This window comes from Microvirga sp. CF3062 (genome assembly GCF_036314045.1).
GTDB lineage: Bacteria > Pseudomonadota > Alphaproteobacteria > Rhizobiales > Beijerinckiaceae > Microvirga.
In genome coordinates, this window is record NZ_JAYGGN010000001.1 from 76926 (window position 1) to 91558 (window position 14633).

Annotated in this window: 14 protein-coding genes; 4 read left to right on the forward strand and 10 right to left on the reverse strand. The window is 63.9% G+C overall.

What is annotated here, in order from left to right:
* Positions 1-152 precede the first annotated feature (152 nt).
* The 5 genes from VB618_RS00435 to VB618_RS00455 all read right to left on the reverse strand — a co-directional run bounded on the left by VB618_RS00435 (position 153) and on the right by VB618_RS00455 (position 6160).
* A complete protein-coding gene (locus VB618_RS00435; protein WP_329794517.1) occupies positions 153-1049 on the reverse strand; it encodes a LysR family transcriptional regulator in 897 nt (298 codons plus the stop codon).
* Between the two features lie 180 nt (positions 1050-1229).
* Complete coding sequence (locus VB618_RS00440) at positions 1230-3041, reverse strand: ABC transporter permease (RefSeq protein WP_329794518.1); 1812 nt, start codon at positions 3039-3041, stop codon at positions 1230-1232.
* Positions 3038-4015, reverse strand: a complete 978-nt coding sequence (locus tag VB618_RS00445) for an ABC transporter substrate-binding protein (RefSeq protein WP_329794520.1) — start codon at positions 4013-4015, stop codon at positions 3038-3040. Before VB618_RS00445 ends, VB618_RS00440 begins: the two co-directional genes overlap by 4 nt.
* A 149-nt stretch (positions 4016-4164) precedes the next feature.
* Positions 4165-5361 carry a site-specific DNA-methyltransferase gene (locus VB618_RS00450; protein WP_329794521.1) on the reverse strand — a complete coding sequence of 399 codons (1197 nt, stop codon included), beginning with the start codon at positions 5359-5361 and terminating at the stop codon, positions 4165-4167.
* A gap of 157 nt (positions 5362-5518) precedes the next feature.
* Positions 5519-6160, reverse strand: a complete 642-nt coding sequence (locus VB618_RS00455; RefSeq protein ID WP_329794522.1) for a ribonuclease HII — start codon at positions 6158-6160, stop codon at positions 5519-5521.
* A 155-nt stretch (positions 6161-6315) separates the two neighbouring features.
* On the opposite strand from VB618_RS00455, the gene VB618_RS00460 reads away from it, so the two are divergent.
* On the forward strand, positions 6316-6732 hold the full coding sequence (locus tag VB618_RS00460) for a GFA family protein (protein WP_329794523.1): 417 nt from the start codon (positions 6316-6318) through the stop codon (positions 6730-6732).
* A gap of 6 nt (positions 6733-6738) precedes the next feature.
* Here VB618_RS00460 and VB618_RS00465 read toward each other — a convergent pair whose 3' ends face one another.
* Complete coding sequence (locus VB618_RS00465) at positions 6739-7920, reverse strand: PA0069 family radical SAM protein (RefSeq protein WP_442931601.1); 1182 nt, start codon at positions 7918-7920, stop codon at positions 6739-6741.
* Between the two features lie 124 nt (positions 7921-8044).
* Here VB618_RS00465 and VB618_RS00470 point away from each other — a divergent pair, with 124 nt between their 5' ends.
* The gene (locus tag VB618_RS00470; RefSeq protein WP_329794524.1) at positions 8045-8539 is read left to right on the forward strand and encodes a hypothetical protein; all 495 of its coding nucleotides are present in this window, start codon (positions 8045-8047) and stop codon (positions 8537-8539) included.
* Between the two features lie 7 nt (positions 8540-8546).
* Positions 8547-9308: a hypothetical protein gene (locus tag VB618_RS00475; protein WP_329794525.1), complete on the forward strand. Its 762-nt coding sequence runs from the start codon at positions 8547-8549 to the stop codon at positions 9306-9308.
* 18 nt (positions 9309-9326) lie between these two features.
* Here VB618_RS00475 and moaB read toward each other — a convergent pair whose 3' ends face one another.
* The 4 genes from moaB to VB618_RS00495 form a co-directional block, all read right to left on the reverse strand.
* Positions 9327-9881 carry a molybdenum cofactor biosynthesis protein B gene (moaB, locus tag VB618_RS00480; protein WP_329794526.1) on the reverse strand — a complete coding sequence of 185 codons (555 nt, stop codon included), beginning with the start codon at positions 9879-9881 and terminating at the stop codon, positions 9327-9329.
* 130 nt (positions 9882-10011) lie between these two features.
* A complete protein-coding gene (gene ypfJ, locus VB618_RS00485; protein WP_329794527.1) occupies positions 10012-10878 on the reverse strand; it encodes a KPN_02809 family neutral zinc metallopeptidase in 867 nt (288 codons plus the stop codon).
* Positions 10879-10956: 78 nt separating this feature from the next.
* Positions 10957-11781 (reverse strand): uracil-DNA glycosylase, encoded by an 825-nt coding sequence (locus VB618_RS00490; protein WP_329794528.1) that lies wholly within the window; start codon positions 11779-11781, stop codon positions 10957-10959.
* Between the two features lie 69 nt (positions 11782-11850).
* The gene (locus tag VB618_RS00495; RefSeq protein ID WP_329794529.1) at positions 11851-12417 is read right to left on the reverse strand and encodes a methylated-DNA--[protein]-cysteine S-methyltransferase; all 567 of its coding nucleotides are present in this window, start codon (positions 12415-12417) and stop codon (positions 11851-11853) included.
* A 241-nt stretch (positions 12418-12658) separates the two neighbouring features.
* Here VB618_RS00495 and VB618_RS00500 point away from each other — a divergent pair, with 241 nt between their 5' ends.
* On the forward strand, positions 12659-14323 hold the full coding sequence (locus tag VB618_RS00500; RefSeq protein ID WP_329794530.1) for an electron transfer flavoprotein-ubiquinone oxidoreductase: 1665 nt from the start codon (positions 12659-12661) through the stop codon (positions 14321-14323).
* Positions 14324-14633: the final 310 nt, after the last annotated feature.

Below are 14633 nucleotides of genomic sequence, written 5' to 3' on the forward strand. Positions count from 1 at the left end.
GTGAAACCTTCACGTCATGGCCGGGCTTGTCCCGGCCATCCCGATGCGGCGAGGCTCGGCGTTTCATGCAATCGGGATCACCGGCACAAGGCCGGTGATGACGTGGGAGAGCATAATGGAGGTATTGCCGCAAGAAGAGAGAAGTGCTCGTCTCACCCGCCCACCAGCGCCTTCTGATTGCGCTTGAACAGCGTCGCGAGCGCATTCGCCACCCGCGTCACGTTCGGACGGTTCCGGCTGCGGCGATGCATCACGAGAAAGACGTCCTCGATCAGGTCGCCCTCGGGCTTCATCACTTGGACGAGATCCTGATCGGAATCACCGAGCCAGCAGGGGAGGAAGGCGGCCCCTAATCCAGCTTTCGCGGCCTGATAGCGGATCGGCATGTCGCCGATGCGGGCCGCGATGGTGCGGCCTTGCGCGAACTCGGCCACATAGGCCGCCTGCCGCGACAACGTCGGGTCCTCAGGTGGCGCGATGACGGCGGTGGGGTTTTCCGTTCGGGCATAAATGGCAAAGGCAATCTGGCCGATCTTACGAACCACGAGATCGTCAGTGCCCTCGGGCAGGGTGCGCATACGCAGGCCGATATCGACCTCGCCCGAGGCGAGATCGAGCCTTTGCCTGGTTGGGATGTAGGCGATCTCCACCGGGGCTGCGTCCTCGTGCAGCTCCGCCGCATGAAGCGACAGAAAGAGGGTGACCGAGGCCGTCGCCGTGATCCGCACCGGAGCGTCCGGATCGGGCCGGTAGGCTGCGGTCGTGCGTGACACGATGGCGGCTGCCTCACCCATGGGAGCCGCCGCTTCGAGAACGGCGTGTCCGGCTTCCGTCAGATCGAGATTGTTGGGGCCGCGCTGGAAGAGGGTGAGCCCTAAGGTTTCCTCCAGCACCTTGATGCGCCGTGCGATGGTCGGCTGGCTTTGGCCCAGCGCCTTGGCGGCGCTGTTCATCGATCCATGAGCCACCACGGCGAGAAAGATCCGCAGATCGTCCCAGGACGGTTCGGTGAGGGCGATGCGGAAGGGATCGAGAGACGAAGGAGCCATGAGAGGATGCTAAAACGCTGAACCGGGTTCGGCATAGGGGAATGTTCCAACCTGGGGACAAACCGCACCATCGCGCAACGAAGGTTGCCCCGCAGCCTGCCGGGCATGTGAGGCACCTCTTCAGTTTTGAGGAGGTGTCGCAATGCCTGTGGCTCAGTGTGAGGTGCTATGGCTTGAGAACTAGGTGCCGAGGGCCGGCTTCGGTGCGCGAGGGTTGATCGCTTGAGCGCGGATGGGAATGCCGCCTTGCCGTACATTCACGCGCATTTTGCCCTCCATCTCGACATGCCAGGGCAGGGTGCCAGCAGGCAGATATTGACCCAGCGCATTCAGCCCGAGCATCGCGAGTGTGACGACGGCCACGATGACGATGGCAACTGCCGAAGCCTGGCTCGCGAGGCCCGCCTCTTCGAGGTTGTAGAGCACCACGCCGATCGTTTCCGTGCCGGCCGACCAGAGCAGGGCCGAGACGGTGAGCTCGCTGAAGGCGAGCAAAAAGGCCATCAGGCCGCCTGCCACTGCGGCCGGAAGAAGCGACGGCAGGATGACATCCATGAGGCGGCGCATGATTCTTGCGCCGTCGAGGGCTGCAGCCTCCTCCTGCGCCATGTCGACCTGAACCATGCCGGCAAGCACAGGCTTGAGCACCAAGGCTAAGAAGCGGGCGAGATAGGCGAATACGATGATCCACGGCGTGCCATAGAGCGAGACGCCGACGAGTGGCAGCGGCTTCAGGAACAGCAGGATGCACGCGATGGCCAGCACGATGCCGGGCAGCACATAGGAGATCTCGAGAAGGGCTGTGGCCGCGATCCTCATTGGTCCCATCAGCCTGACCAGCCCATAGGCCATCGGGATCGCGAAGCACGCGAGCAGGCAGGCCGCGCCGCCTGCGTAGAGCAGTGAGTTCAGGAAGGCCCGGATGGTGACGTCCTGCCGCGCCAGCACCTCGACGAAATTGTCGAGGGTGAGCGTGGAAAGGGTCAGAGGCATGCCGTAGGACGGCACGAGGGCTGCCGTGAAGAGCGACAGCATCGGCAGGATCAGCGTCACGGCGATCACCATGCCGACGAGAACTTCGACTGCCGCGCCCGCGCGTCCGAGTTTCCAGAAGGGCTGAAGAGGCGCGTCCTCCTCCAGAAGAACCTCACCGCGGCGCGTCAGGATCTGGCTTGCCGCCACACACACGATGGCGATGACCGCCACGAGAAGACCGAGTGCCGCCATGTCACCGAGAATGCCCGTGCCGAAGCTCGACAGACGGCGATAGATGAGCACGGGAAGGGTCAGATAGTTCACCGGCGCGCCGAGAAGCGCTGGAATGCCGAAATTGCCGATGCCGGCCACGAAGGCGAGCAGGCCCGCGCTCATGAGATGCGGCCGTAGTAGGGGCAGAAGATGATCGGTCACGACCTTAAGCGGCGGCGAGCCGTCGATGCGCGCCGCCTCGACGACGGCGAGTGGAATGCGCTTCAGGCCTGCGCTCATGATCACATAGACCAGGGGCGCATGATGCAGCCCCAGCACGAGAATGATGCCGAGGCGTCCAAGCATCGGGTTGATGCTGCCGGCCTCGGGCGCGAGCCCCAGGGTATTGAGGATCGGCGAGGCGGGACCTGCGAGATGAAGGAAGGCGAGCGCGATCACCTGCGGCGAGATCATCAACGACAGTACGAACAGGAACGATGTGATCCGGCGCCTGCGGATATCGGTAATGCCGAGCACGAGCGCCATGAGCGTGCCGAGGGGCAGCGCCAGCAGGGTGGAGAAGAACGCGGTTTCCAGCGTGGCCCAGGTGGCGCGGATAGCCGAACGGCTGGCAAGCGCCGCAAGCGCCTTGTCGGGATCGAAGACGCCGCCGGGCGCAAGAGCCGTCAGCAGCAGGCGGCCGGCGGGCAGCACGTCGAAGATCACCACCGCCAAAGCAATGGGAGCGAGGAGACTGAGGCCTCCCCGCTCCAGGAACGACTTGTGCTTCGTCCCGTGCCTCACTGGCCGAAGATGTCGGCGAAGGCCGCCTTGTTCTTGGTCTCGTCGGCCAACGCCCTAGCGGCGTCGAAGCCCATGACTTTGATCTGCTCGCGCGGCGGGTAGCCGGCGGGCAGCGCGACGGCCGGGTGGGCTGCAATGTAGCCCTGCTTCAGCGCCACCTCCTGGCCCTCCTTCGAGAGCAGGAAGTCGACGAAGGCACGAGCGGCATCGGCGTTCTTCGTGGTCTTGAGAATGGCAACGGGCTCGGACACCGCCGAGACGCCTTCCTTCGGGAACACGAACTCGATCGGCGCGCCCTTGGCTTTCTCGCGGATCGGCATGTAGTCGACGATGACACCGTAGAGCTTCTGCCCGCCGGCCACCTGCTTGAGCACGTCGCCGTTGCCGCCGCCGGCAACCGCCTCATTGTCCTTCAGCGCCTCGTAATAGTCCCAACCGCCTTCGATGGTGCCCGTGAGCGTCGCAGCGTGGATGAGAGCAGCGCCCGAGGTAAGCGGGCTTGGCATGACGACCTGGCCCTTGACCTCAGGTTTCGTGAGATCGAGCCAGGAGGCGGGTTTGAAGCCTGCTTTGGTGTTGTAGGCGATGCCGGTGGTGATCAGCTTGGTGGCGAACCAGAATTTCTGGGAATCGTGCGTGCCGGCCGGATAGGCGGACGTATCCGCCTTCTCGTGCGCCAGGAGACGATCTTCCTTCTTGAGACCTTCCATGGTGACGCTGTCGGCAATCAGCAGCACGTCGGCCTGGGGCTGGCCGGCCTCGAACTCCGCGCTCAGCTTGGCCAGGATCTTCGGCGTGCCATCGCGCACGAAGGTGACGTTGACGCCCGGGTGCTTCGCCTTGAACGCATCAATGGTCTGCTGCGCGTCGGTGTTGGGTTGGCTCGTATAGAGCACCAGGTTGCCGGAAACACCTTGCGCCTGCGCGAAAGCAGGCACGAGGGCGACGAGCAGGGTGAGACAAATCCGCTTCATGGGCACGGGTCAGTTCCTCGCTTCTGGTAAGGCTGGCCCTGCGCTAGCGGCCTTGAGTGACGCCTCTGTGACGAAAACATTAGTGCGGCAAACGAAAAGGGCCAGCAAGTGGCTGGCCCTTTCACAGATTTGCGATGTCGCAGTGGGTCTCAGGCGGCCATATCAGCCCGCACTTTGGCCCTGAATTCGTCAATCGAGATAAGCTTGCCGCCCCGCTCCACGTTCCAGAACGTCCACCCGTTGCAGGAGGGGAACCCTTGCGTCAGAGCGCCGATCTTGTGGATTGAGCCTACGATGGCGCCGAGCGCGAGCGTGCCGTCGGCCCGCACCACCGCCTTGTGGCAGCGGCGCTCGTCCACCAGGGTCTCGCCGGCCTTCACGTGGCCGGCCTCGATGATGGAGAGGAACGGCACGCGCACTTCCGTGCGCTTCTCGGGGGCGGCCGCAATCGAAACATCGGAGAGAGGCTCCACCGCATCGATGCGCTTGCGCGCCGCCGCGGCATAGGTCGAATCGCGCTCGAGGCCGATGAAGTTGCGGCCCAGCATCTTGGCGACGGCGCCTGTTGTGCCGGAGCCGAAGAAGGGATCGAGCACCACATCGCCGGGATTGGACGAGGAGAGCAGGATGCGCGCGAGCAGGGATTCCGGCTTCTGTGTCGGGTGCACCTTGCGGCCGTTCTCGTCCTTCAGGCGCTCGTCGCCTGTGCAGAGCGGAATGAACCAGTCCGAGCGCATCTGCACGTCTTCATTGCCGGCTTTCAGCGCATCGTAATTGAAGGTGTAGCCCTTCGATTCCGCGCTTTTCGAGGCCCAGATCATGGTCTCGTGCGCATTGGTGAAGCGGCGGCCCTTGAAGTTCGGCATCGGATTGGCCTTGCGCCACACGACGTCGTTCAGGATCCAGAAATTCAGATCCTGCAGGGCCGAGCCCACGCGGAAGATGTTGTGATAGGAGCCGATGACCCAGAGCGTCGCGTTCTTCTTCATCACGCGGCGCACGGCGAGAAGCCAGGCGCGGGTGAACGCGTCGTAATCGGCAAAGCTCGCGAACTTGTCCCAGTCGTCGTCGACCGCGTCGACGAGGCTCTGGTCAGGACGCGTGAGCGCCTGTTCGAGCTGAAGATTGTAAGGCGGATCCGCGAAGACCACGTCCACGCTCTCAGGGGGAAGCTTCTCGAGATTGGCGATGCAGTCGCCGAGAAGGATCTCATTGAGAGGAAGGGAATTCGGCAGAACGGAGAGGGGCGTTTTACGCCCCGTCCGAGGTGCCGGCGCAGACCGCCCGGTACGCGAGACATGGATCCGGGAGGCGGCGCCGGCAGCCCCGGTACGCGAGGTACCCATGGGTGATCACCGGTTACGCAACTGACACTCAGGATCATGAGGCGATAGGGTAAAGAGGAGGTTTCCAAACGCGATAAAATCCAAATATTTTGGATCGGCAAATCTTGCCTACGCTTTGAAAATATTGGGATTTTTAGTTAATCAAAGTTAAGGGAGGTTACAGATCCAGTAACCCTTGACGCAGAGGTGAAAAACTTAGTCGATGAAACGGGCAAGGCCCCTCGCTTGCCACCGCCGTGAGATGCGCCTTCGTGCTGTAGCCCGCGTTGCTGGCAAAACCATAGGCGGGATAAGCGTTCCCAAGCCGCGCCATCATGCGGTCGCGGATCACTTTCGCCACGATGGAGGCTGCTGCGATCGACGCGATGCTCGAATCACCCTTAATGACCGCTTCCGCCGCGCAGGGCAGAGCCGGTGGGTCGTTGCCGTCGACGAAGGCCATGTCCGGCGCGCAGGGGAGCGCCGCGAGCGCCCGGCACATGGCCAGCAGCGAGGCCTGCCGGATGTTGATCGTGTCGATCTCCTGATGCGACACCGAAGCGATGCCCACCTGCGACGTTGCCAGGATTTCGGCGAACAGCGCCTCGCGCCTTGCCGCCGTCAGCGCCTTCGAATCGGCGAGCCCTTGAGGAACGTTGCCGAGATCGAGCACCACGGCCGCCGACACCACCGGCCCGGCCAACGGCCCGCGCCCGACCTCGTCGAGGCCTGCGATGCAGGTGAAGCCTTCGGCGCGAGCGGCGTGCTCGCGGTCTAGGCCGAGATCAGGGAGGCGGAGCGCGCGAATCGGTGCGGTCATACCGGCGATCAAAGCGGGAAGGGGACGGCTTTGTCATCCCTCTAAGAGAGGCTAGAGATGCGGTCATTCGGCATCTGAGAGCAAATGTCTCAGATGTTCGGATCGAATTGTGCAATCTTGACCGGATCAGCCGCCATCGATCGTAGGATGATTGCATGTTGAAGGGATCGTGTGCTTGCGGACGTGCCCGCTACGAGGTTCGCGGCAATCTCCGTGGGCCGATCACCTACTGCCATTGCTGGCGCTGCCGGAAGCATTCCGGATCGAGCTTCGGCACAACGGCGGGGCTTGATGCGACGGCCCTCGTCTTCGTGGCTGGCGAGGACTGGTTGAAGCACTGGGAATCGAGCCCCGGCGTACGGCGCTTCTTCACCTCCTGTTGCGGATCCCCGATCTATAAGAGAGAGGATGCCAGCCCGGAGGAGCTTGGGTTCCGGCTCGGAACGCTGGATAGCGACCCGGGCATGAAGGCAAGCATGCATTATTGTGTGGGCTCTCAGGCTCCCTGGGTCGAGATCGAGGATGCGTTGCCCCAGGAGACCGGAGGGCCGCAGTTCGGCCTGCGTGACTGAAGGCTCTCAAAACAAACTCAACTGCCCTGTCTCCTTCGGCGGCACCTTGAACAGGTCGGTGCGCAGGCGCAGGTTGCGCTTGTTGAGCCCGAGCCGCTCGCAGGTGGTTTCGAAGCGGCGGCCGAGCATCCAGGCATAGGGGCCGACACCGGATTGGCGGGTGCTCCAGTTCGCATCGTAGTCCTTGCCGCCGCGGGCCTCCTGCAGCAGCGTGAAGACGTGGTTGAGCTTGTCCGGGTAGTGATCGACGAGCCAGTCGCGCATCAGGTCCTTGAGATCATGCGGCAGGCGCAGGAGAACGTAACCTGCTTCCCCAGCGCCAGCCTCCGCGCAGTCCTTCAGGATAGCCTCGATCTCATGATCGTTGATGGCCGGAATGATCGGGGCGACCAGAACCGTCACGGGAATTCCAGCCTCGGTCAGCCGGCGGATCGTCTCGAGGCGCTTGGCGGGGGTGGCGGCGCGGGGCTCCATGCGGCGGGCGAGCTTCGGGTCGAGGGTCGTGACGGAGATGGCGACCTTGGCGAGCTGCCGCTGGGCCATTGGGCCCAAGATGTCGATGTCGCGTGTGACGAGAGCCGACTTCGTCACGATTGCGACCGGGTGGTTCATCCGGTTCAGCACCTCAAGAATCGAGCGCGTGATGCGGAAGCGCCGCTCCACCGGTTGGTAAGGATCGGTGTTGGAGCCGAGTGCGATAGGGGCCGGCTGGTATTTTGAGCCCCGCAGTTCCTTTTCCAGCAGCTCCGCCGCATTGGGCTTGGCGAAGATCTTGGTCTCGAAATCGAGCCCCGAGGACAGGCCCTGATAGGCGTGGGTGGGCCGCGCGAAGCAATAGGAGCAGCCGTGCTCGCAGCCGCGATAGGGGTTGATTGACTTCTCGAACAAGATGTCGGGCGAGTCATTCGTGGTGATGATGGTGCGCGCCTTCTCGACGATCACCTCGGTGGGCAGGGTCGGAAGCTCCTCGTCGATCTCCCAGCCGTCATCGAAGGCCTCGCGCTGCGCCGGCTCGTAGCGCCCCGACGGGTTGGCCGCGGCGCCACGGCCGCGGCGGCGATCCACTTCGACCCGATAGGCCGGATCGTCCATGCGCCGCCGCGCCGCCTCTGCAGCCTCCAGGGGCGTGCGCTTCACGGGCCTGGAGAGCAGGGGGTCGCGGGCATTGTCTTTGGCGCGAACACTCATGGCGGCCTCGGGCGAATCTGACCTTGGGAGTCTCAAGCATAAGAACAAATAAGGAACAAAATCAAGAGGAGGTTGGCAGAAATGCCCTGGCGACGAGCCGGCAAAGGGCCGCTATAGTGTTCAGATGATTACCGTTCTTGTTCGCGTGACCCACGGGCCCGAGGCCTTGGCCGCCACTCTGAGTGCCCTTGTCCCGGCCGTTGCCGAAGGTCTGGTCGGCGATGCCGTTATCCTGGCCGACAGGCAGGACGACATCCTAGCAAAGGTGGCGGATGCCGCCGGCGCAACCCTGATTTTGGCTGAGCCCGGCTCCTGGATCGACGGCGCGCGGGTGGCGCGGCGCGACTGGCTGCTGTGCCTCGATGACGGCGATATCCCGCAGGAGGGCTGGATCCGGGTGCTCGACCGCTTCGTCGCCCTGTCTAAACCCGAGCAGGGGCTCGCGCGGATGCGACGTCGACGGGCTGGCGTGATGAGCGGTGCACTCACCAATCTGTTCGCGGGCTCGAAGGTGCGCGGCGGCGATCTGGTTCATCGCCGGGTGTTGATGAACGAGGTAAGAGCCAGCATGCCCGTGCGGCTCTCCGCCACCATCGAGCGCGATCCCCTCTTCGGCTGAGCCATCCATGAATGATTTTTCGCCTGCATCCTTGTTCTGTCAGGACTCCGAACTCGGCTACGAGCGCAGCCGAACGCAGTTCGCTTCAGGCGAGGGACTCATCCTCGATGAAACCTACCGACTCGCGCATCTGCCGCTCGTCGCCCCGGATCATCCGCGCGTGATCAGGGCGCGGGAAGGCTCGTCCTATGACATGGGCCGGCATGAGCGAGTGTTTTCTCTCGTGCTGCCGATCTCCGGCGATCTCCTGTTCGGAACCCCGGCTTATCGCGAGTTGAACGAGGCGCTGCGAGAGGCGCCGTTCGCCCACAAGATCGCCTGGGATCTGCTGGAGCGGCGCAAGGACAAGCTACATGCAACGATCTGCGGCTCGCTTTCAACCGGAGAGCCGCACGTGCTTGATCGAATGCAGCGGCAGGAACTGGCGAGGCTTGGGCCCATTCATGTCGAGCTGCGGGGATTGTTTTCCGGCAGCGTGAATCGCGGAAGGCTTTATCTTCGGGCCTATCCGGAAAGCCGACACGGCGAGAACGTCTTCCGGCACATTCAGCGCAGTCTGGGCTGCCGCGAGACCGATCTGTATGTGGTCGGCGTCTACAACATGACGGATGATCTCGATGCCGAGGAGGCGGCGGCACTCGCCTCCCTGATCGACCGCTGGTGGGATCGCGCGATCCTGCAGTTCACCGTCCATCATCTCTGGCTCATGGGAGCCTACGACGACCTCGTCCTCGACTCGACGATTGCAGAGACCGTCTCGCTGGTGTGAGGCTGAAAGCATTCGTCCTCAGGCTTTCAGTTTTCCCCGCTTCAGGTGCTCGTCGAGGCGCGGCATGATCTCGACGAAGTTGCACGGCCGGTGCCGATAATCGAGCTGGTTGGCCAGAATGCCGTCCCAGGCATCCTTGCAGGCGCCGGGCGAGCCCGGCAGCACGAACACGAAGGTCGTGCCGATCACGCCGGCAGTGGCCCGCGACTGGATCGTCGAGGTGCCGATCTTGTCATAGGAGATGCGGTGGAAGACGGCGGAGAAGCCCTCCATTCGCTTGTCGAACAGGGGCTCGATCGCTTCCGGCGTCACGTCGCGGCCGGTAAAGCCCGTGCCGCCCGTGGTGATGACCACGTCGACCGTGGGATCGTCGACCCAGCCCTGCACCTTGCCGCGGATCGCCTCCACGTCATCCGTCACGATGGTGCGGTCTGCGAGTTTGTGCCCCGCCTTCGTGAGCCTCTCCGCCAGCGTGGCGCCGGATTTATCCTCCTCCAGCGAACGCGTGTCGGATACGGTCAGCACGGCGATGCTGAGCGGGACGAAGGGGAGGGTGTCGTCGATGCCGGCCATGGGAGACTCTGGATGCGTAGTCTTCATGTAGCGCGGAAAGCCAACCGCTTCCACACATGTCATTCCGAGCTCCGCGGCGCGGCCCCGCAATGACAGTGGTGAGCATGGGTCTCGCTACGACGGCAGGTGATTAAAGCCGGCTCGCCCTGAACGTGTCGCAGGACTGGATCGTCCCACTCTTCAAGCCGGTCGTCAGCCAGCGCATGCGCTGTTCGGACGAGCCGTGGGTAAAGGAATCAGGCACGACGCGGCCCTGTGACTGTTTCTGGAGCCGGTCGTCGCCGATGGCTTCCGCCGCGCGGATGGCCTCCTCGATGTCGCCCTGCTCGAGCGACTTCCACCGCTGATCGGAATGGTGCGCCCAGACGCCGGCGAGGCAATCGGCCATCAGCTCGACGCGTACCGAGAGCTGGTTGCCTTCTGACTTGCTGACCTGCTGCTGGCGCTCCTGCACGCGCGGCAGGATGCCGAGCTGGTTCTCCACATGGTGGCCGACCTCGTGGGCGAGCACATAGGCGTAGGCGAAGTCGCCGCCGGCCCGGAAGCGGCTCTGCATCTCCTCAAAGAAGGACAGGTCGATGTAGACCGTCTGGTCGAGCGGGCAGTAGAACGGCCCCATGGCCGATTGCGCACCGCCGCAGCCCGAACGCGTGGCGCCGGAGAACAGCACGAGCTTCGGCGCTTGGTACTGCCGGTTGACCTGTTGGGGAAAGACCGTGTTCCACACGTCTTCCGTGTTTCCGAGGATGGCGGAGGCGAAGCGTCCGGCCTCGTCCTGCGGCGCGCCCTGCCGACCCTGCTGTTGCTGCTGATAGCCCGAGCCGCCGCCTGTCATCATTTCGGCGCCACCGATCAGGATGCGGGGATCGATGCCCAGTGCCCAGCCGACGAGGCCGAGGATCACCATAGCGCCTATTCCGAGCCCGCCACCGCCCGCCATGCCCATGCCGCGACGGTCTTCCACATTGGACGAGGTCCGAAAGTCTTGCCAGCGCATCGTTCACCTTCCAGCCGCAGTTCGAGTCACTGCAGGAACTTAAGGCGTAAGCATATGAACTGGTTCCGAACGGACGCCTTACTCGCGCCCGTCCAGGGCCCGTCGGAGAGCCTGGAAATCGCGCCAGCCGAGGCGCTTCTGCAGGGGCTGGCGCAGGAGATAGGCCGGGTGCAGGGTCGGCAGGGCTTTGACCTCACGCCCGTCCTCGGCCTTGTAGGTGAGCCAGCGGCCACGGGTGCGCAGGATCCCGTCCTTGATGCCGAGCAGGTTCTGGGCGGCGGGGCCGCCGAGGCAGAGCAAGAATTCCGGGCTCGCAAGCTCAATCTGCCGCGCGATGAAGGGCTTGCAGATGGCGATTTCCTGGGGCGTCGGCGTGCGGTTTCCCGGCGGACGCCAGGGCACGATGTTGGCGACATAGACCTGGGACCGATCGAGCCCGATGGTGGCGAGCATCCGGTCGAGCAGCTGGCCGGAACGGCCCATGAAGGGCTTGCCGATGCGGTCCTCGTCGGCACCGGGGGCCTCGCCCACCAGCATCACCCGGCCTTCCGGGTTGCCGTCCGCGAAAGCAAGGTTCTTGGCGGAAAACTTCAGGGCGCAGCCGTCGAAACCTGCCAGAATTGCTTCGAGCTCCTCCAGCGATTGCGCATGACGCGCCTGCTCGCGGGCCATGCCGGCGACCTCCTCGGGCGCGCTGGCGGCGGCCTTGGGCAAAGCGCGGGGCGGGGGAGCGGACGGGGCTGGACTGGGCTTGGGCGCAGGAGCCTTGGCCTGAGGGGCCTCGGCCTTGGGTTCGGCGAAGCGGTTGTGCGGGGTCTCGTCGAGCGCAAGATCGACTCCCGCCTCGACATGGAAGTCGAGCAGCGCCTGGAGAGCGTCGCGGTCGGAGGGGAGATCCTGCATGATCCGTATGTAAGCATCCTAGGGGCTGTGGACAACTCAGGTTCGCGAAGAACCCAACGGATCTTTTCCCTATGAAATCAGGTCGAACAGGGTCGGGCTCTCGTCGCGTCTGGCGTCCTCGATGGCAAGGAGGCGGCGCTTGGTCGTGGCACCGCCATTGGCCGAAAAGCCTCCGAGCTTGCCGCCCACGGCAACGACCCGGTGGCAGGGCACGATGACGGCAAACGGATTGCGCCCGAGGGACTGGCCGATGGCCCTGGCGTTGTTGATGCCGAGCCGGGCGGCAACCTCGCCATAGGTCAGCACACGGCCCGGTGGAATGCTGCGGGCAATCTCGTAAACGCGGCGGTCGAAGTCCGCCACGCCTTCCAGGTCCAGCGGCACAGTGGACAAATCCCGCGCCTCGCCCTGCAGCAGAGCCGTCACATCGGCAACGATGCCCTGGATGTGCGGAGGCGGCGGGGTCTCGACAATTCCGGGAAAGCGCCTGGCGATGCGGCTGCGGGTCTTGGAGACATCGTCCTCGGGGAGCTGAAAGCCGACCACGCCACGCTCGTTCCAAGCCAGCCCGCAGAGGCCGATGGATGTCTCGAAAAGCGCATAGAACGCCGCATGGTTGGACGGATGGTCCTGCATGCTCTTTTGTAAACCTCCTGTGATCTTCGAACAACTGCTTGGTCGATCTGATCCAATTGCGCAGGGCAGAGGCGATTATTGGGTTTTGGCATAACCTTATGCGGAAAGAGAACTTTCAGCCTTGTTCCAATGAAGCTAGGACAATGTCTTCATTAGAATGGCTTGAGAAATCGAGCAGATTGTTCATATGTAAACCATCTATCTCTTCAATCGCCGAAGCCGCGTACCAGGAGGAAACTCGATGTCCGATCTGCCCGCCCGTGAATCGATGGAGTTCGACGTCGTTGTCGTGGGCGCGGGTCCTGCGGGTCTCGCCACTGCCATCCGGCTCAAGCAGCAGGCAGCCGTGGCCGGCACGGACATCTCCGTGGTCGTGGTCGAGAAGGGGTCCGAGGTCGGCGCGCACATCCTGTCCGGCGCCGTGATCGACCCGATCGGCCTGGACGGCCTCCTGCCCGAGTGGCGCTCCGATCCGGACCGCCCGCTCAAGACCGAAGTCACGGCCGACGAGTTCATGTATCTGGGCCATGCCGGCGGCGTGAAGCTGCCCAACGTGTTCATGCCCAAGCTCATGAGCAACCACGGCAACTTCGTTGGATCCCTCGGCAATGTTGCCCGCTATCTCGGCCGCAAGGCGGAAGAACTCGGCGTCGAGATCTATCCCGGCTTCCCGGTGGCGGAAGTGCTGATCGAGGACGGCAAGGTCGTGGGCGTCGCCACCGGCGATATGGGCATCAGCCGCAACGGCGAGCCCAACGCCAATTTCACCCGCGGCATGGAGCTGCGCGCCAAGTACACGGTCTTCGGCGAAGGGGCGCGGGGCTCGCTCACCAAGCAGATGGTCGAGCGCTACGGCCTGAATGCGGGCAAGGACCACCAGAAATACGGCATCGGCATCAAGGAGCTGTGGCAGGTCAAGCCCGAGCACTTCCGGCCGGGCCTCGTGCGCCATTCCATGGGCTGGCCGCTGCCCAACAACTCCGGCGGCGGCTCCTGGCTCTACCACTTCGACGACAATCTCGTGTCCGTCGGCTTCGTGGTGCACCTCAACTACAAGAACCCGACCCTGTCGCCCTTCGACGAGTTTCAGCGCTTTAAGACGCACCCAATGGTGCGCGACGTGTTCGAGGGCGCCAAGCGCATCGGCTATGGCGCGCGTGCCATCATGGAGGGCGGCTGGCAGTCGGTGCCGCGCCTTTCCTTCCCGGGCGGCTGCCTTGTCGGCGACTCGGCTGGCTTCGTGAACGTGCCGCGCATCAAGGGCAGCCACAACGCAATCCTGTCGGGCATGCTCTGCGCCGACCATGTGTTCGCGGCGCTGCAGGCAGGCCGGGCCCATGACGAGGTCGCTGCTTACGAGGAAGCCTGGCGCTCCTCGCCCATCGGCTACGATCTGAAACGGGTGCGTAACGTGAAGCCGCTCTGGTCGAAATACGGCACCACGGCCGGCGTGGCGCTCGGCGGCCTCGACATGTGGCTCACCGAGATCTTCAACTGGTCGCCCTTCGGCACCATGAGCCACGGCAAGCCGGATCACGAGTGCCTGCTGCCGCTCTCTGAAGTAAAGCCGATCAAGTACGACAAGCCCGACGGGGTGCTGACCTTCGACAAGCTCTCGTCGGTGTTCCTGTCGAACACCAACCACGAGGAGGATCAGCCGGTCCATCTCAAGGTCAAGGACATGGGCCTGCAGAAGGGCTCGGAGCACGATGTCTTCGGCGGTCCCTCGCAGCGCTACTGCCCGGCGGGCGTCTATGAATGGGTCGAGGGCGAGGGGGGGGTGCGTTACCAGATCAACGCCCAGAACTGCGTCCACTGCAAAACCTGCGACATCAAGGACCCGAACCAGAACATCAACTGGGTCACCCCCGAGGGCGGCGGCGGGCCGAACTACGTGAATATGTGAGGACGCGCGCGCCTTCAGCGGTCATCCCGGACGCCGCAGGCGATCCGGGATCGTGCGCAGGATGTGGCTCTGGGCTCCCTCTCCCTGAGGGAGAGGGTTGGGGTGAGGGGTTAGTGTCCTGTCCGGATAAACCTGTAACCCCTCACCCGCGCCTGAAGGCGCGACCTCTCCCACAAGGAGAGGTGAAGGGAGCCACACTCGTCCAGCGATCCCGGGTTCTGCTGCGCAGCCCCGGGATGACGTTCTTTTGCTTCCGCCTATTCCTAACCCCCCTCACGAGCCTTTTACGCCCCAGCGGCAATTGTCCCCT